The organism is Pannonibacter phragmitetus, from assembly GCF_050510895.1.
Classification (GTDB): domain Bacteria; phylum Pseudomonadota; class Alphaproteobacteria; order Rhizobiales; family Stappiaceae; genus Pannonibacter; species Pannonibacter phragmitetus_B.
On record NZ_JBNINT010000002.1, the window covers coordinates 178,265 to 194,945 of the forward strand.

Annotated in this window: 10 protein-coding genes and 5 pseudogenes; 11 read left to right on the plus strand and 4 right to left on the minus strand. The window is 63.7% G+C overall.

What is annotated here, in order from left to right; all coding sequences use genetic code 11:
• The first annotated feature begins 160 nt into the window (after window positions 1–160).
• Window positions 161–1,546, plus strand: a complete 1,386-nt coding sequence (locus ACQB61_RS22120) for a hypothetical protein (RefSeq protein WP_430514579.1) — start codon at window positions 161–163, stop codon at window positions 1,544–1,546.
• Between the two features lie 177 nt (window positions 1,547–1,723).
• Here the strand turns inward: ACQB61_RS22120 and ACQB61_RS22125 are convergent, their stop codons facing one another.
• On the minus strand, window positions 1,724–2,383 hold the full coding sequence (locus tag ACQB61_RS22125; protein WP_430514580.1) for a TetR/AcrR family transcriptional regulator: 660 nt from the start codon (window positions 2,381–2,383) through the stop codon (window positions 1,724–1,726).
• A gap of 124 nt (window positions 2,384–2,507) precedes the next feature.
• On the opposite strand from ACQB61_RS22125, the pseudogene ACQB61_RS22130 reads away from it, so the two are divergent.
• Window positions 2,508–4,543 (plus strand): annotated as a pseudogene (locus tag ACQB61_RS22130) (NAD(P)-binding protein).
• Window positions 4,544–4,840: 297 nt separating this feature from the next.
• Here the strand turns inward: ACQB61_RS22130 and hpaR are convergent.
• Entirely contained in the window at window positions 4,841–5,329 is a 489-nt protein-coding gene (gene hpaR / locus ACQB61_RS22135) for a homoprotocatechuate degradation operon regulator HpaR (protein WP_430514581.1), read from the minus strand.
• Window positions 5,330–5,773: 444 nt separating this feature from the next.
• On the opposite strand from hpaR, the gene ACQB61_RS22140 reads away from it, so the two are divergent.
• The 6 genes and pseudogenes from ACQB61_RS22140 (at window position 5,774) to hpaI (ending at window position 11,521) form a co-directional block, all read left to right on the plus strand.
• Complete coding sequence (locus ACQB61_RS22140; protein WP_430514582.1) at window positions 5,774–6,178, plus strand: 5-carboxymethyl-2-hydroxymuconate Delta-isomerase; 405 nt, start codon at window positions 5,774–5,776, stop codon at window positions 6,176–6,178.
• A gap of 2 nt (window positions 6,179–6,180) precedes the next feature.
• Window positions 6,181–7,694: pseudogene (gene hpaE, locus ACQB61_RS22145) on the plus strand (5-carboxymethyl-2-hydroxymuconate semialdehyde dehydrogenase).
• Window positions 7,695–7,753: 59 nt separating this feature from the next.
• A pseudogene (gene hpaD, locus ACQB61_RS22150) lies at window positions 7,754–8,733 on the plus strand (3,4-dihydroxyphenylacetate 2,3-dioxygenase).
• Between the two features lie 299 nt (window positions 8,734–9,032).
• Window positions 9,033–9,925 (plus strand): annotated as a pseudogene (locus ACQB61_RS22155) (fumarylacetoacetate hydrolase family protein).
• A gap of 1 nt (window position 9,926) precedes the next feature.
• Window positions 9,927–10,742, plus strand: coding sequence for a 2-oxo-hept-4-ene-1,7-dioate hydratase (gene hpaH / locus ACQB61_RS22160; protein ID WP_430514583.1), 816 nt, complete (start codon window positions 9,927–9,929; stop codon window positions 10,740–10,742).
• A complete protein-coding gene (gene hpaI, locus ACQB61_RS22165) occupies window positions 10,742–11,521 on the plus strand; it encodes a 4-hydroxy-2-oxoheptanedioate aldolase (RefSeq protein ID WP_430514584.1) in 780 nt (259 codons plus the stop codon). Before hpaH ends, hpaI begins: the two co-directional genes overlap by 1 nt.
• A 68-nt stretch (window positions 11,522–11,589) precedes the next feature.
• On the opposite strand, the gene ACQB61_RS22170 is transcribed toward hpaI, so the two are convergent.
• Both ACQB61_RS22170 and ACQB61_RS22175 read right to left on the minus strand, forming a co-directional pair.
• Window positions 11,590–12,414, minus strand: coding sequence for a transporter substrate-binding domain-containing protein (locus tag ACQB61_RS22170; RefSeq protein ID WP_430514585.1), 825 nt, complete (start codon window positions 12,412–12,414; stop codon window positions 11,590–11,592).
• A 312-nt stretch (window positions 12,415–12,726) separates the two neighbouring features.
• Window positions 12,727–13,655, minus strand: a pseudogene (locus tag ACQB61_RS22175) (LysR family transcriptional regulator).
• Between the two features lie 149 nt (window positions 13,656–13,804).
• On the opposite strand from ACQB61_RS22175, the gene ACQB61_RS22180 reads away from it, so the two are divergent.
• The 3 genes from ACQB61_RS22180 to ACQB61_RS22190 are packed head-to-tail and all read left to right on the plus strand — an operon-like array spanning window position 13,805 to window position 16,630.
• On the plus strand, window positions 13,805–14,986 hold the full coding sequence (locus ACQB61_RS22180; protein WP_430514586.1) for an NAD(P)/FAD-dependent oxidoreductase: 1,182 nt from the start codon (window positions 13,805–13,807) through the stop codon (window positions 14,984–14,986).
• Window positions 14,983–15,255 (plus strand): 2Fe-2S iron-sulfur cluster-binding protein, encoded by a 273-nt coding sequence (locus ACQB61_RS22185; protein WP_430514587.1) that lies wholly within the window; start codon window positions 14,983–14,985, stop codon window positions 15,253–15,255. Before ACQB61_RS22180 ends, ACQB61_RS22185 begins: the two co-directional genes overlap by 4 nt.
• Window positions 15,245–16,630, plus strand: a complete 1,386-nt coding sequence (locus ACQB61_RS22190) for an FAD-dependent oxidoreductase (RefSeq protein WP_430514588.1) — start codon at window positions 15,245–15,247, stop codon at window positions 16,628–16,630. The genes ACQB61_RS22185 and ACQB61_RS22190 overlap by 11 nt, the downstream gene beginning before the upstream one ends.
• Window positions 16,631–16,681: the final 51 nt, after the last annotated feature.

The window sequence follows — 16,681 nt, forward strand, 5'->3', positions numbered from 1 at the left end:
TTTCCCTCAGGTTCAGCAAAGACCCGTCAATGCCATGCAATATATTCGGTTTGAGCTTAATTCCCGCCAAAATTCATATACGTCAAATGAGGAAAATTATTGCCCTCATTATCTTTACAATCCATAGTTTAACTTCCAATTCATTGCAGGCCGATCCAAAATGTCTAAATTCAAGAAACTGAATTTAATATTTCTCTCTCTTGCTTGGATCCATACAGGAACGCCTCAGCTATTTGCATCCGAAGCGGCAACAAATGACATTCATTTGATGGGCCTCGCTGTCTATTCACCATCGGGAGGCGTCGTGGATAGTTTCAATGCCTCTGAAAAAGGAAAAGGCTACGTACTCCCGGAAATCAAGCCTACATGTTACCCCAAAGCGCTGACTTTTACTGAGGATGGCGGCCCCACATCTGGAAAGTCAGTTTATTTGTCTGCAATCTGCGACGAAGCAGACAAAAGATCTATTGCTTTAGCAAAATACTCTCTTGAATTCGACAAGCTGGCCGATCGCTTCTTAGGAAAGGGATGGGGGGCAATTGAGTTTCTGGTACCTTTCTCACTGCGCTGGTACCCCTCAGATATCACGGCTATAGCGCTCGACAAGTCACGGCGCCTCCATGTCTTCGGCGAAATTCGGGAGAAAGGCAACAAGCCGGATCCAGGTGTTTTTGTTCAGCGACTGGAAGAGACAGGATACGTCGACCACACGTTCAATGTTGAAGGTCTGGCGACTCGAACAGATATCTCCCAGGGAACAATCGGATCACTGGGGCAAGACGGAACTGCTTACTTCCTGCGACCCAGTAAAGGCGACGCCAAAGGTCCCGTTCTTTTATTCTCGGCTGCACCTGATGGCACTGAGAAGACACTGGAGATTCAGCTCGGACTAGGTGAAGCCGTTCCCATGGGGACAGCAGTTGGAGAGAACGGTCAAATTTATGTTTATGGCCACACCCGTCCAGATGCAGAAAGACGCCTCTTTGTTGCAAGAATTAATGAAATCGGAGACGGATTAGACAAGACATTCGGAAAGGATGGCGTGTCAGTATTTGGCTTCGGCGAACAAAGCCCTATGAGCACGAAGCTGAAGATAAAAAATGGGAAAATTTATATCCTAGGCCTGTTATACGCTCAGAACCGGTCAAATCAGGGGGAAATTTTCAACTTTCCTGCGATTGCTGTCCTGAATAGTGACGGATCACTGGACTCCTCTTTTAGTGGAGATGGCCGCAGGATTCTGGAGTTCGCTTCTCGTCCAAGGACTGCTCTTTACCCTTACTTTAAGGATATCGCTATTTCCAATAATGGTCTCATTTACTTGTTAGGTGAGGCCAATGATAGCGTCGCAATAATAGCCATAGATCCGTCAGGAGAAATCGCACGCGGCTTCGGGGCTGAGCGGGATAGTGAAGACGGCCTTCTGTTGGATCGCTCCTTCAAAATGCCGGGCTCCACGAAGTTAAAAGCTGTATCAGGAGTGGCAATAACACTCGATGAAGCAGGAAATTTGATCGTTTTAGTTGATGTTACAGCATACAAGTAATTTATTTCCATTAGATATGCGAGAATTATTATAATTACCAAAGGAGGAATTCGATAATAATAATCGCTAAGAATATAGCAAAATTGCATCTTTAACTCGAATACACTTTAGGATGTACTGACGCATACCGAGCAAAAACACGCACAGACCTATAGAGGCCGTAGCGCCTGCTTCTGCTCACCCCTCCCCCGCAAACCCATGCCTTGCATGAAACCTTGCCAGTTCGCGCTGGTTTGGGGGCTGGCCGGTGAAGATGGTGACATAGGCGGGGATGCGGTGCATGCGGGTGGCGAGGTCTTCCTGCGTTTGCATGGAGATATAGCCGGTCTGGGTGAGATAGACCGTGCGGGCGCGCACGTCCGCTTCTGCGCCGCTGATGCCGAAGCGGGTGAAGAGGCCCGTCAGAGCTTCCAGCCGCAGGCGGTCGGCCTCCTGCACCTCTTGTAAGATCTCGGGCGATTGCAGCGCCCAGCTGCGCAGCGCAAATTCCAGCCGTGAATCGAACAGCGCCGGGTCAAGCCAGCAATCGATGACATTCAGCATCGCCTCGGCCAGCGTCTCCGCATAGGCGCCCGTCTGGCGGAGGATGGCGCCGGTGTTCTTCTCCCGCCAGCGCGCCACCAGCGCGGCCAGAAGCGCCTCCCGGTCCTTGAAGAACCAGTAGAAGCTGGTGCGCGACAGACTGAGCTTCTTTGCCAGAGGCTGGATCTTCACCGCCTCCACGCCCGCGTCCAGCAGCGCCTCAAGCGCCGCATCCAGCCACAGGTCCGCAGAGCCGCGCCAGCCGGTTTCGCCCGTGATGCCGGTTTCACCTGTGATGTCAGTGTCCTGTTTCATGCCGCAAATCTAGCAGATGGCGCAGGCCCGTCAAAGAAAACGACACTCATGCACTGAAACTTGACACAAGTGAACATTTCCATTTTGCTGAAGAAAACCGCCCTTCCAGAGAGGCACACGACCCATGTCCAGCGACCCGCTTCTTCAGCCGTTCCAGCTCAAGCATCTCACCTTGCGCAACCGGATCATCATCACCTCGCATGAGCCGGCCTATCCGGAAGACGGCATGCCCAAGGGCCGTTACCGCGCCTATCACGTGGAGCGGGCGAAGGCCGGGGTGGCCATGACGATGACCGCCGGTTCCGCCGCCGTGTCACGCGACAGCCCGCCCGTGTTCAACAACATCCTCGCCTGGAAGGACGAGGTGGTGAAATGGACAAGGGAGCTGACGGACGCGGTGCATGAGCAGGGCGCGGCCATCATGATCCAGCTCACCCACCTGGGCCGCCGCACCCGCTGGGACAAGGGCGACTGGCTGCCGGTCGTCTCCCCTCTCATGCGCGCGAAGCGGCACACCGGGCCTTTCCCAAGCAGCTGGAAGACTGGGATATCGAGCGGATCATCAAGGACTATGGCGATGCGGCCGAGCGCATGCAGGCCGGTGGCATGGATGGCATCGAGCTGGAAGCCTATGGCCATCTGATGGATCAGTTCTGGTCGCCGCTGACCAACACGCTGGACGGCCCCTATGGCGGTCCGCTCGACAACCGGCTGCGCTTTGCCTTCGACGTGCTGCGCGAGATCCGCAAGCGCACCGGGCCGGAGTTCATCGTCGGCATCCGCTACACGGGCGATGAACGGCTGGACGGCGGGCTGACGCCGGAGGACGGGCTGGAAATCTCCCGCCGCCTGAAGGACAGCGGCCTTGTGGACTTCCTCAATGTGGTGCGCGGCCATATCGATACGGATGCGGGCCTGACGGACGTGATCCCCATTCAGGGCATGGCCAGCGCCCCGCATCTGGATTTCGCCGGCAGCATCCGGGCGGAAACGAAGCTGCCGACCTTCCATGCGGCGCGCATTCCTGATGTCGCCACCGCCCGCCATGCGGTGGCCAGCGGCAAGGTGGATCTCGTCGGCATGACCCGCGCCCACATGGCCGACCCGCATCTGGTGCGCAAGATCATCGCCGGGCAGGAAGAGCGCATCCGGCCCTGCACCGGCGCCAATTATTGCCTCGACCGGATCTATCAGGGCGGCCTTGCCTTCTGCATCCACAACGCCGCCACCGGGCGCGAGGAGACGATGCCGCATGACATCGCCCCCGCCGCGCACCGCCGCAAGGTGGTGATCGTGGGCGCAGGCCCCGCCGGGCTGGAAGCCGCACGGGTGGCCGGTGAGCGCGGGCATGAGGTGACCGTGTTCGAGGCAGCCGCCCGGCCCGGCGGCCAGATCCGCCTGACCGCCCAGAGCGAACGGCGGCGGGAGATGCTGTCGATCATCGACTGGCGCATGGCCGAATGCGAGCGGCTCGGCGTCTCCTTCCGCTTCAACACATGGGCGGAAAGCGCCGATGTTCTGGCGGAGGCCGCCGATGTGGTGATCATCGCCACCGGCGGCCTGCCGGATACGGAGGTTCTGAGCACAGGCAATGATCTGGTGGTCTCCGCCTGGGACATTCTCTCCGGCGATGTGAAGCCCGGGCGGCAGGTGCTGGTCTATGACGATGCAGGCGACCACAGCGGATTGCAGGCGGCGGAACTGATCGCACGGACGGGCGCCAGCGTCGAGATCATGACCCCCGACCGCAGCTTTGCGCCGGAGGTGATGGCCATGAACCTGGTGCCCTACATGCGCAGCCTGCAAAAGCTGGACACACGCTTCACCGTCACCAGGCGCCTGCTGGCGGTGGAGCGGCAGGGCAACCAGCTCACCGCCCATGTGGGCAGCGATTACGGCGGCGCCAGCCAGACGCGGACGGTGGATCAGGTGGTGATCAACCACGGCACCCTGCCGCTGGCCGATCTCTATTTCGAGCTGAAGCCCCTCTCGTCCAATCTCGGTGAAGTGTCACACGAAGCGCTGATCGAGGGCCAGCCGCAGGCGATCTGCCGCAACCCCGGCGGCACCTTCCAGCTCTTCCGCATCGGCGACGCCATCGCCTCCCGCAACACCCACGCCGCCATCTACGACGCGCTGCGGCTGGTGAAGGATATGTGAGGGGTGGGGCTGAAGCGGGCGGACGGAGACGGTTTGAGCCTTCGTCTTGCCGCAGCGCCCCTCTCCCCCTTGAGGGGGAGATGTCTGCGCCAGCTGACAGAGGGGGTGGCAGCGCCTCAGCACGGCATCACCTCTCGTATGATTGGACAGCCCGTTACCCCCTCTGCCCCCTTTCGGGGGCATCTCCCCCTCAAGGGGGAGAGGAGCTGGAGCCTGACCGGCTGTCCGTTGTAGACACGGCCCTCTCGTTGGACCTGAAACGCCGTGCCATTGAAACAACGGCTGCCACTGCAGCCCTCAGGCTTCCCCGTTCCCGTCATTAAAATCCGACAGCAATTCCAGCCGGTCGAGCAGGTCGGCGATCCAGTCCGCGCCGAAGCGGGCTTCGAGGCTGGCGTAGATCTGGCGGCTTTCGGGGGCCACTTCGCCGATGATCCGCAGGCCCTCCGGCATGAGGCTCAGCATCACCCGGCGGCCGTCTGTCTCGCCCCGCTCCTTGAGGATCAGGCCGCGCTCTTCCAGCGTGCGGATGATGCGTGTCAGCGACGGGGCCAGGATGAAGGCACGGTCCGCCACCTCGGAGGCATCCAGCGTGCCGCGCTCACCCAGCACACGGATCACCCGCCATTGCTGCTCGGTCAGGTCATGGGCCGCCAGCATGGGCCGGAAATGCGCCATCAGCGCCTCGCGCGCCCTCAGCAGGGCAATGGGCAGCGAGCGCCGGGTGTCACGCGGCAGCAGCGCGTCCTGATCAGCGTCGGATGGGGCGGTATCGGCGGGCTTCATGCTTCCTCTATGCGGCAGAAAACCGGCTTTTGCAAACCGGCAGCCAGCGCCTGTTGACGGCAGGGTTTAGATTGGACGCACGGAGGAGGACCGCAAACTGGTTACCCCGGCACGGCTTCTCAGCGCCCCATCCCCCTGTTGGAGCAGTGCTTACAACGGACTTCCAGTCAGGCTCCAACTCCTCTCCCCCTTGAGGGGGAGATGCCCCCGGAAGGGGGCAGAGGGGGTAACGGGCTGTCCTTTCATACGAAAGGTGATGCCGTGCTGAAGCGCAGCCACCCCCTCTGTCTGCTGGCGCAGACATCTCCCCCTCAAGGGGGAGATGGGCACTGCGGCAAGAGGAAGGCGCGGTCCTCTTGCCGCGCCCGCTGCAAACACTGCCCTGTTGACAGACCTGCAAAACCATTTAACATGTTAATTATCAAGCCGGCCGGGAGGAGAACCATGCCGCATCTGTCCTTTGACTATTCGGCCAATCTGGAGGCCGGGGTGGATATGCCTGCCTTTGCAAGCTGCCTCGCCGGCGCGCTTCTGGAGACGGGGCTGTTCGAGCTGGGGGCCCTGCGCGTGCGCGGGTTCCGCTGCGATGTGCATGTGGTGGCCGACCGGCTGGAGCAGAACGGCTTCATCGACATGTCCCTGCGCATGGGCGAGGGCCGCAGCCTTGAGGACCGCCAGCGCGCCGGAGAGGCCATCTTCGCTGCGGCCAGTGCCTTTCTGGCGCCGCAGTTCGCCAGCCCGCACTTCATGCTGTCGCTGGAAATCCGCGAGATCAGCGCCCCCTTGAGCTGGAAGCGCAACGCCATCCACCCCCGCATCCGCCAGATGCAGACCGGAACCGGAGAGTGACAATGCCCTCACTGGAAGACAACATCGCCCGGGCCAGCGCTTTTCTGGCGCGCTTTGAGGCGGGCGTGAAAAACCGCATCGGCGGCGAAGACGTGGATGCGTTGGACGGCACGCAGTTCGAGACCATCTCACCGGTGGATCTCAAGGTGCTTGCCCGCGTTGCCCATGGCAAGGCGGCGGATATCGACCGGGCGGCAAAGGCCGCCAAGGCCGCCTTTCCGGCCTGGGCCGCCCTCTCCGGCGAGGCGCGGCGGGATATCCTGAACCGCATTGCCGATGCCATCGAGGCGCGGGCGGAGGAAATCGCGCTGGTGGAATGCATGGACACCGGCCAGTCGCTGAAGTTCATGGCCAAGGCGGCGCTGCGCGGGGCGGAGAATTTCCGCTTCTTCGCCGCCCGCGCCCCGGAAGCGCGCGACGGCAAGGCCCTGCAGGCGCCCGGTCAGGTCAACATCACCACCCGCGTGCCGATTGGCCCGGTGGGGGTGATCACGCCCTGGAACACGCCTTTCATGCTCTCCACCTGGAAGATCGCCCCGGCGCTGGCGGCGGGCTGCACCGTGGTGCACAAGCCGGCCGAACTGTCGCCGCTGACCGCCCGGATCCTGGTGGAAATCGCCGAGGAGGCGGGGCTTCCCGCCGGCGTGTGGAACCTCGTCAACGGCTTTGGCGAGGATGCCGGGCGGGCGCTGACCGAGCATCCGCTGATCAAGGCCATCGGCTTCGTCGGCGAAAGCCACACTGGCTCGATGATCATGCAGCAGGGGGCGGCGACGCTGAAACGCGTGCATTTCGAGCTGGGCGGCAAGAACCCGGTGATCGTCTTTGCCGATGCGGATCTGGACCGGGCTGCCGATGCGGCGGTCTTCATGATCTATTCGCTCAACGGCGAGCGTTGCACCTCGTCTTCCCGCCTGCTGGTGGAAGCCTCGATCCACGACGCATTCACCGCCCGCGTCGCGGAAAAGGCGAGGCGCATCAAGGTCGGCCATCCGCTGGATCCGGCCACCGTCATCGGCCCGCTGATCCATCCGGTGCACGAGAAGAAGGTGCTGGACTACATCGCCACCGGCAAGGCGGAAGGAGCAACCCTTGCCGCAGGCGGACAGAAGGCGGAGGGCCCCGGCGGCGGCTGCTATGTGGCGCCCACGCTTTTCACACACGCCAGCAATTCCATGCGCATCGCGCAGGAGGAGATCTTCGGCCCCGTGCTGACGGCCATTCCCTTCCAGGACGAGGCAGAAGCGCTCGCACTGGCCAATGACGTGGCCTATGGCCTCACCGGCTATCTGTGGACCTCGGACGTGACCCGCGCCTTCCGGTTCACAGAGGCGCTGGAAGCGGGGATGATCTGGGTGAACTCGGAGAACATCCGCCACCTGCCCACCCCTTCGGCGGGGTGAAAAGCTCCGGCATCGGACGGGACGGCGGCGACTGGTCCTTTGATTTCTACATGGAAACCAAGAACATCGCCTTTGCCACCGGCGCCCACACCATCCCGAAGCTGGGCGGCTGAGCCGCCTGCCGCCACCGCCGTTTACGCCAGATATCAGCAAGACCGGGAGGAGACCCGTCATGCCCGTTCCCGCACCGAACCTTTATCCGCCTTTCAACATCGTGCGCCTCAGCCACGTGGAATTTGCCGTCACGGACCTTGCCCGCTCCCGCGCCTTCTACGTGGACACGCTGGGGCTTCAGGTCACCGATGAGGATGCGGGCTGCATCTACCTGCGTGCCATGGAGGAGCGCGGCCACCATTGCATCGTGCTGCGCCAATCGGACGAGGCCTCGGCCCGCGATCTGGGTTTCAAGGTCTTTTCGGAGGAGGATCTGGACCGGGCGGCGCATTTCTTCAAGGGCAAGGGCCTGCCGGTGGAGTGGGTGGAGCGGCCCTTCCAGTCCCGCACCTTCCGCACGCGAGACCCCTTCGGCACGCCGCTGGAGTTCTACGCCCGCATGGACCGGCTGCCGCCAATCCACCAGAAATATGCGCTTTACCGGGGCGTGAAGCCGCTGCGCATCGACCATTTCAACTGCTTCTCGCCCGATGTGGACGCCTCCGTCGCCTTCTACAACGAGCTGGGTTTCCGCGTGACCGAATATACGGAGGACGAGGAGACGGGCCGGCTCTGGGCCGCCTGGACGCACCGCAAGGGCGGCGTGCATGACATGGCCTTTACCAACGGCCGCGGCCCGCGCCTGCACCACACCGCCTTCTGGGTGCCGACGCCGCTCAACATCATCGATCTTCTTGACCTCATGTCCACCACCGGCTGGGTGTCCAACATCGAGCGCGGCCCCGGCCGCCACGGCATTTCCAATGCCTTCTTCCTCTATATCCTCGACCCCGACGGCCACCGCATCGAGATCTATTGTTCCGACTATCAGACGGTCGATCCGGATCTGGAGCCGATCAAGTGGGACCTGAAGGACCCGCAGCGCCAGACCCTCTGGGGCGCCCCTGCCCCCGCTCCTGGTTCGAGCACGGCAGTCTGTTCTCCGGCACCACCCCGCAGGAGCCGCTGCTGAAGGCCCAGCCGATCATCGCGCCGTGAGGGCACAGCCTCCCGCCCCCTCCCCTTGAGGGGAAACTCGGGCGACCAGTCAAGCACGCGTTACTCTCCCCCTTGAGGGGGAGATGCCCCCGTCAGGGGGCAGAGGGGGTAACGGGCTATCCTTTCAAACGAAAGGCGATGCCGTGTTGAGGCGCTGATACCCCCTCTGTCAGCTCCGCTGACATCTCCCCTCAAGGGGGAGAGGGGCGCTGCGACAAAAGGAGAGTGCAGTCCTCCCCATTGCCGCACGGAAGAGACACTGCCCTTGTGAGAAGGGGAAACGAGAGGACAAACCAGCTATGACCCAGCCACGCTTTCTGAGTTTCCGCACCGCAGGCAACCAACAGGGCTTTGGCCTTGTATCGGGGGATGGGGTGATTGATCTGTCCGAGCGCCTGAAGGGCCGGTTTTCCAGCCTGATGGACATCATCGCACGGGGCAGCCTGACGGAAATTGCCGAAAGCCACGGCGGCCTGCCGCCGGACATGAGCCTTGAAGAGATCACCTTCACCATTCCGGTGACCCAGCCGGAGAAGATCATCTGCACCGGGGTAAACTTTCCCGACCGCAACGAGGAGTACAAGGACGGCAAGGAAGCCGCCGCCTATCCCTCGCTTTTTGTGCGCTTTGCCGGGTCCTTCACCGGCCACGGCCAGCCGCTGGTGCGCCCGCCGGAGAGCCATCAGCTCGACTACGAGGGTGAGATCGCAGTGGTCATCGGCAAGGCGGGGCGGCGGATTGCGGAGCCGGACGCGCTGTCCCACGTGGCGGCGCTGACCCTGTGCAACGAGGGAACTTTACGCGACTGGGTGCGCCATGCGCGCTTCAACGTCACGCAGGGCAAGAATTTCGATGCCTCCGGTTCCATGGGACCCTGGCTGGTGCCCCTCACCTCCCCGCCCAGATCGAGGATATCGGGCTGCAGACGCGGGTGAACGGCGAACTGCGGCAGGATGACAAGACGGGGCGGATGCTGTTCCCCGTGCGCCGGCTCATCAGCTACATTTCCACCTTCACCACGCTGGCGCCGGGCGATGTGATCGTCACCGGCACACCGACGGGTGCAGGTGCACGGGCCGAGCCGCCTGTCTGGCTGAAGCCCGGCGATGTGGTGGAGGTGAGCGCGGACGGGCTTGGCACGCTGCGCAACACCATCGCGGACGAAATGCCGGATGCAGCAAGGGAGGGGTGAGATGCTGAGCGCAACACAGATTGAAGACGCCGCCGCAAGGCTGGACGAGGCCGAGCGCAGCCGCATCCAGACCGGGTTGCTGTCGCTGGCCCATCCGGGCATGACCATGGATGATGCCTATGCCATTCAGGCGGCCTGGGTGCAGCGCAAGCTGGCGGCGGGGCGGCGTGTCATTGGCTGGAAGATCGGCCTCACCTCCAAGGCCATGCAATCGGCGCTGAACATCAATATCCCCGATTCCGGCGTGCTGCTGGACGACATGCTGTTCGAGGATGGCGCGCAGATCCCGCCGGAACGCTTCATCCAGCCGCGCATCGAGGCGGAAATCGCCTTCATCATGAAGGCGCCGCTGAAGGGGCCGGGCGTCACTGTCTTCGATGTGCTCAACGCCACGGATTACGTCACCCCGGCCATCGAGATCCTCGACACCCGTATCCTGAGGATGGACCCGCAGACGAAACAGACGCGCAATGTCTGCGACACCATCGCCGACAATGCCGCAAATGCGGGGATCGTCACCGGCGGGCGGGCCCTGCGGCCGGACCAGACCGACATGCGCTGGATGGGCGCCATCGTCAGCCGCAACGGCGAGGTGGAGGAAACCGGCCTTGGCGCAGGCGTGCTGAACCAGCCTGCACGCGGCGTCGCCTGGCTTGCCAACCGGCTGGCGCAGTATGGCGAGGGCATCGAGGCCGGGCAGATCGTGCTGGCCGGTTCCTTCATCCGCCCGGTTGAGGCCCGCCCCGGCGACACGGTGACCGCAGATTTCGGCCCGCATGGCAGCGTCAGCCTGCATTTCGCAAAGGAAACCGCCTGATGCCCGCGCCCGTCAACCCGTTCAAGAAGGCCCTCAGCGAAGGGCAGTTGCAAACCGGCCTGTGGCAGGCGATCGGCAGCGAGGCCGCCGTCGAGATCTGCGCCGGAACCGGCTATGACTGGCTGCTGCTGGATGCCGAGCACGCGCCCAACGATGTGCCAAGGCTTGCCTCGCAACTGCGCGCCATGCGCGGCGCGCCCTCCCATGCAGTCATCCGCCCGCCTATGGGCGAAGCCTGGGTGATCAAGCAGATGCTCGACATCGGCGCGCAGACCCTGCTCATCCCCATGGTGCAGGATGCGGCTCAGGCCGCGTCCCTCGTGCGGGCCGTGCGCTATCCGCCGGCCGGCATCCGGGGTGTGGGTGCGGCGCTGGCGCGGGCTTCGGACTACAACCGGATCGAGCGCTATCTGGAAACCGCCAATGACGAAATCTGCCTGCTGGTGCAGGCCGAAAGCGTGATGGCGCTCAAAAATCTCGAAGCCATCTGCGCGGTCGAGGGGGTGGACGGCGTCTTCATCGGCCCGTCAGATCTGGCCGCAGACATGGGCTTTCTGGGCCGTCCCGGCGCGCAGGAGGTGCAGGCGGCAGTGTCGGACGCCATCGCCCGCATCACCGCCTGCGGCAAGGCGGCCGGCGTGCTGAGCACCGACCTTGCCCTTGCCCGCCACTACCAGCAAATGGGCGCCACCTTCATCGCTATCGGCCATGACGTAGGCCTGCTGGCCAATGGCGCCCGCCAGCTGCTTGAGCGTTTCAGGGGAGAGGCGGAGGGGTAAGCTGCCCTCAAACGCAAGGCGCCCCGCTTGTGGCGGGGCGCTGCGTGGTGTGGCGGATGATGCCGTGATCAGCCGCCGAAGCCGAAGCCCTCGGGCATGTCGGTCAAGGTGATGCCGAAGGGCTCAAGGCTCTTCAAGATCCAGGTCTGGTTGTTGCCGATGCGGCGGTTGTATTCGGCCCAGGCAGAGACGAAGCTCTTGAAGGTTTCATCGGTGCCATAGTTCAGCGCCACCACAGAAGGCGTCGAGAGCACAGGCACCGGCACCTTGACTGTGCCAACCGCAGGCGCCTTCTTCGAAATCACCAGCCCGTTCAGCATGGTGTTGACGAGGCCATCCGCCTTGCCAGTGGTGACGGCGATGATCGCCTCGTCGCGCGTCTTGAAGCGCAGAATGTTGGCATTGGGCAGATACTGCTGGGTAATCAGGTCCTGTGCCGATCCCATGTCCACCGCGAAGGTGTATTTCGGATCGTTCAGTTCCTTCCAGGTCATGCCCGTCAGTTCGTCCTTGGCCGACACGATGATGAAGCTGTTGTAATAGGTGGGGTCCGAGAAGGACACGGACATGGCGCGGACCGGCGTTGCGGTGACAGCGAAGGCCATGTCCACCTTGCCGCTCTGCACGTCAAGGATCGCGTTGGACCAGCTCGATTCCACCACTTCCAGCTTCACGTCCAGCGTCTTGGCAATATCGCTGGCCATGTCGATGACGAAGCCCTGCCATTCACCGGTGCGCGGGTCCTTGTTGAAGTAGGGCACCTCATTGAGGATGGCCGGAATGCGCAGGACACCGCGGGCACGAATATCATCAATCGTGCCGGCACTGGCTGCTGCGGTTCCCGCTGCCAGTGCCATGGCGGCGATGCCGCAAAGTTTTGCAAGAAAGTTCATGTTGCCGGGCCTCCGTTGTTCCCCTGGAATTGCTTTTGCCTGTTCCACATCTTGTAGTGGAACGGCAGCACTACTGGCCGGGTTTCAGCCTAGCCGGGGCGCGGAATTGAACAATGCTAAGGAAGAGGCCGCCCTTATCCTGTTTTTTATATGTGCAGCGCTGCCTGAGCCAGAACCTCACCCTGCCTTCAGCGCCCATCCGGACCAAGCGAAGCGGAGATCCGGAATCATCCACGTCCAGAGCGGAGAGACTGACGCACACCGCGCAGAGGGGGCGCGGCGTGTTGCGGGCACCATGAATGCCGGTCCGCCTTAGGGCACCGGGTAGTTGAGTTCGCTGCCGCGCGGCGCCTCAAGGATCGGGCCGACCAGCTCCTTGCGGCAGTCATCGAACAGCTGCTGCACGGCCTGATGTTTCTGCAGGAAACCGGCCGTGCCGAAGTAGACCCGCACCTCAGGCAGGTTGGTGAGACGCAGGCTGGTGATGCCCTGATCCTCGGGCAGCAGGCACCATTCGGGGATGATCGAAAAGCCCAGCCCCTCCTCCACGCAGCGCTTGACGCTGGAACTGCCGGAGGCGGTGATCGTGGGCTGGACGTTTGCCCCGTCACGGCTGAGAAAGTCCATCGTCAGATTGCGCAGGGTCTGGCCCGGTTCAAAGGTGATGAAGGGCTTGTCCCGCGCCCAGCGGGGAACGTCGCGCACCTCGGGCGCAGGGCCCCAGGATTGCGGATAGACCAGAGCGAGCCGGTAGGTGCCAAGCTGCCGCTGCGGCACCACGGGGTCGCCGAAGTAGCGTTCGGAGATGCAGATGTCGAGACTGCCGTTCTTCACCAGCTCTGCGAGCACCGTATCGCGCTCGTAGACAGCAAACTCCATATCGGGGAACTGGGCGCGGAAGCGGCTCAGTACCTTCGGAAACAGGTAGAAGAAGATCGCCTGCGGCATGCCGACCCGCAGCGCGGTACGCTGGTTCTCGATCAGCTTCGTCAGCCGCTCCAGCATGATATCCAGCTCCGGATAAAGCAGGTTGTACAGCATCACCCCCTTGGCGTGAGGGTGATCCGCTTGGCGCCCTGCTCGGTCTCGATCAGCCGCCCGTTCAGCAGCTGCTCCAGCCGCCGCACATGATTGGCGGCGGACTGATAGCTCAGATTGAGCTCCCGCGCGGCGCCCGAAAACGAGCCATGGCGGGCAACTTCGTAGAAAGTCTGTATGAGTGTCAGGCTGATCTTGGCCATGCTGGTCTACCTCTCTCTCCCCGCCATAATGGCCGGAACTGAGTTAGCCGATACAAAAATCAGGAACAAGGAATGCTGTGTTCTTGTATCGACGCTGCCCCGTCTGCCGCCCCACACTTGGGCGCAAGTCAGAACAAGGGGACCAGACGGTGGATACGCCGCTCGCGCAGACTTCTCCCATCATCATCGCCGGGGCAGGCATTGCCGGCAGCGCCGCAGCCTATTTTCTCGCCCGGCAGGGCCTGAACGTCGAGGTTCTCGATGCGGCAATGCCTGCGGCCGGAGCCTCGGGCGCATCCGATGGTGCGGTCTCCGTCGCGAGCAAGCGGCCGGGCCCGCTGATGAGCGCGGCCCTCCAAGGTATCGCGCTCTACCGGTCACTGGCGCAGGAGGGGCTGCTGGCCGCCGAATTCCACGAGCGCTCCACCTTCATCGTGGCCTCCACGGCCGAGGAAGAGGCCGTGCTGGAGCGGCACGGGGCCGCCCTTGCCAGCGCCGGGATCAAGGTCACTGCCTTCACCGGACCCGCGATCGGCAGCCGGTTCCCCGCGCTTTCGCGCAATGCCTGCCTTGTGCTGGAAGTGCATGGCGAGGGCCATGCCATCGGTTATCAGGTCGTCCACCGGCTGCTGACCGCATCGCGGGCCACGGTTCACCGGAACTGCAAGGTGGAAGGCCTCCAGACCTGCGCCGATGGCAGCCGCATTACCGGCGTGCACACCAGCAAGGGCACACTCAATGCCAGCGCGGTGCTGATCGCCACCGGCAACGGCACCTCCGCCCTCCTCGGTCTTTCCGGCGTGCTGACCCCGCGCAAGGGCCAGCTTCTGGTCACGGAGCGGGACCGGGCTCTGAGTGCCGGCATGCCGGGCTCAATCATGTCGGGCCGCTATCTCCTGTCGAAAGGCAGCCAGAAGGCGGCAGGCGCCAGGGATCAGCGCGGCTTCGGCCTTGTCATCGACCCGCTGCGGACAGGACAGTTTCTCATCGGCGGCACGCGTGAGGACCACGGCGACACCCGCCAGACGGACCTTGAAGCCGTCAGCACCATGTTGCGGCAGGCCGCAGATCTGGTGCCTGGCCTTGCGCACCTGCGGCTGCTGCGCAGCTTCGCCGGAGCCCGCACAGCCGTTGCCGATGCCCTGCCGGTTGCCGGGCGCCTGCCCGGCTGCACCAATGGCTACATTCTCACCGGCTTCGAGGGCGACGGCATCTGCCTTGGCCCGGTGGTGGCAAAAGCCATGGCGGCACTCATCTGCGGCCAGGAGCCGGAGCTGGATCTTGCTCCCTTCGCACCGGACCGCTTCGCCAGCCTGAGGTTTGCCGCATGAGTGGCCTGAGCTTTTTCTGGTGCGGCGAGACCGTCACCTTCCGTCCGGGTGAAACCGTTGCAGCGGCACTGACAGCTGCCGGGGTCCTGCACTTCGGCACAGACGCAAACGGCCAGCCCGCCCGCTATTTCTGCGGCATCGGGGCCTGTCAGGCCTGTGCCGTGCTGGTCGATGGCACCATCCGCGAGGCCTGCCTCACCCCCGCCCGCAGCGGCAGCGAGGTGCGGCCGGTGATGCAGACCAGCGCAGGAGGCCGTGATGCACGCTGACACCCTGTCCTTTCACGATGTCATCGTCATCGGCAGCGGCCCGGCGGGAATGGCCTGCGCCCTCACCGCAGCGCGCGGCGGCGCCAGCGTGCTGCTGGCGGACCAGCGGCCCGGCCCCGGCGGCGCCATCTTCCGCATGGCCATTCCCGGCGTAGCGCCGGTGTCCCTGGCCAGAGCGCAGAAGCGGCTGCGGGAACGGCTGTTTGCCGGTCTTGAACACACGCCCGCAATCCAGCGCCTGCCGGAACACCTCTATCTTGGCCTCGATGCGGACGGCCTTGTCATGCTGGAGGACCGGAAAGCCGGTCAGGTGAAGACCTTCCGCTGCCGCATCCTGTGCCTTGCCACCGGGGCCGTGGAGCGCGTGCTGCCGCGCCCCGGCTGGACCCTTCCCGGCGTGATGACGGCAGGCGGATTACAGGTGATGATGAAGGAAACGGGCAGAGCTCCTGCCGGGCGCACCGTTCTGGCCGGATCTGGCCCGCTGCTGCTGGCGGTGGCCGCCCAGCTTGCCCGCCTTGGCACCCCGCCGCTCGCGGTCATCGAGGCCGGTGATCCCTTGCGGCAACTGCGCGCAGGGCTTGGCCTGCTCCGCTGGCCCGGCCTCTGTCTGGAGGCCGGCGGCTATGTGGCCTCCCTTCTCGGCGCCCGTGTGCCCTGGCACCGGGGTGCAAGGCTGACCGGCATTGAAACGGCGGCAGACGGCCTTGCCGCGCAGTGGCAGGACCGGCATGGCCGGGCGCATATGCTGGCCGCAGACCGCGTCGCGCTGCATGACGGCCTCGCCGGAAACAGCTTCGGCCTTGCCCCTTCAGGCACCTCGCAAAGTGCACCCGGCCATCCGCTGGTGCTGCATGCCGGAGATTGCCGTGAGGCACTCGGCGCCTCTGCTGCCGCACGCGGCGGAGAGGCCGCCGGGCAGATCTGCCTTCAAGTGCTCGCGGGCCGGACAGAACCGGCGGAACGCCTGCAATCCCGCCTCACCGCCGCCACCAGGCGCGATGCATCCGCTCAGGCCCTCATTGCCCGCGCCTTCTCGCCGCAAGGTGGAGCAGAGCACTTCACCGCCCTGCCCGACGACACGGCGCTTTGCCGCTGCGAAGGCGGGACAATGGGCGATCTGCGCAAGCTTTTCACCGCAGCCCCCGGCCTCTCTGGCCGCGAACTGAAGCTGAACGGGCGTTTTGCCATGGGCGCCTGCCAGGGCCGGTTCTGCGCCGCCAACACCGCGGCCGCAGTGGCCGAGCTGACCGGCAGCAGCCTGCCCGTTTCCACAATCACCGGCCACCGCTGGCCTGTCCGCCCCGTTCCCATTTCCAGCCTGATCCGGCCTGAGCCCGGCAAGGCTGACCACGCTGAAGAGGCCACACAATGACACTGCCGATCCAGACCGCCGCGTCCATCACAGCCCCCTCTCCCCTGCCAG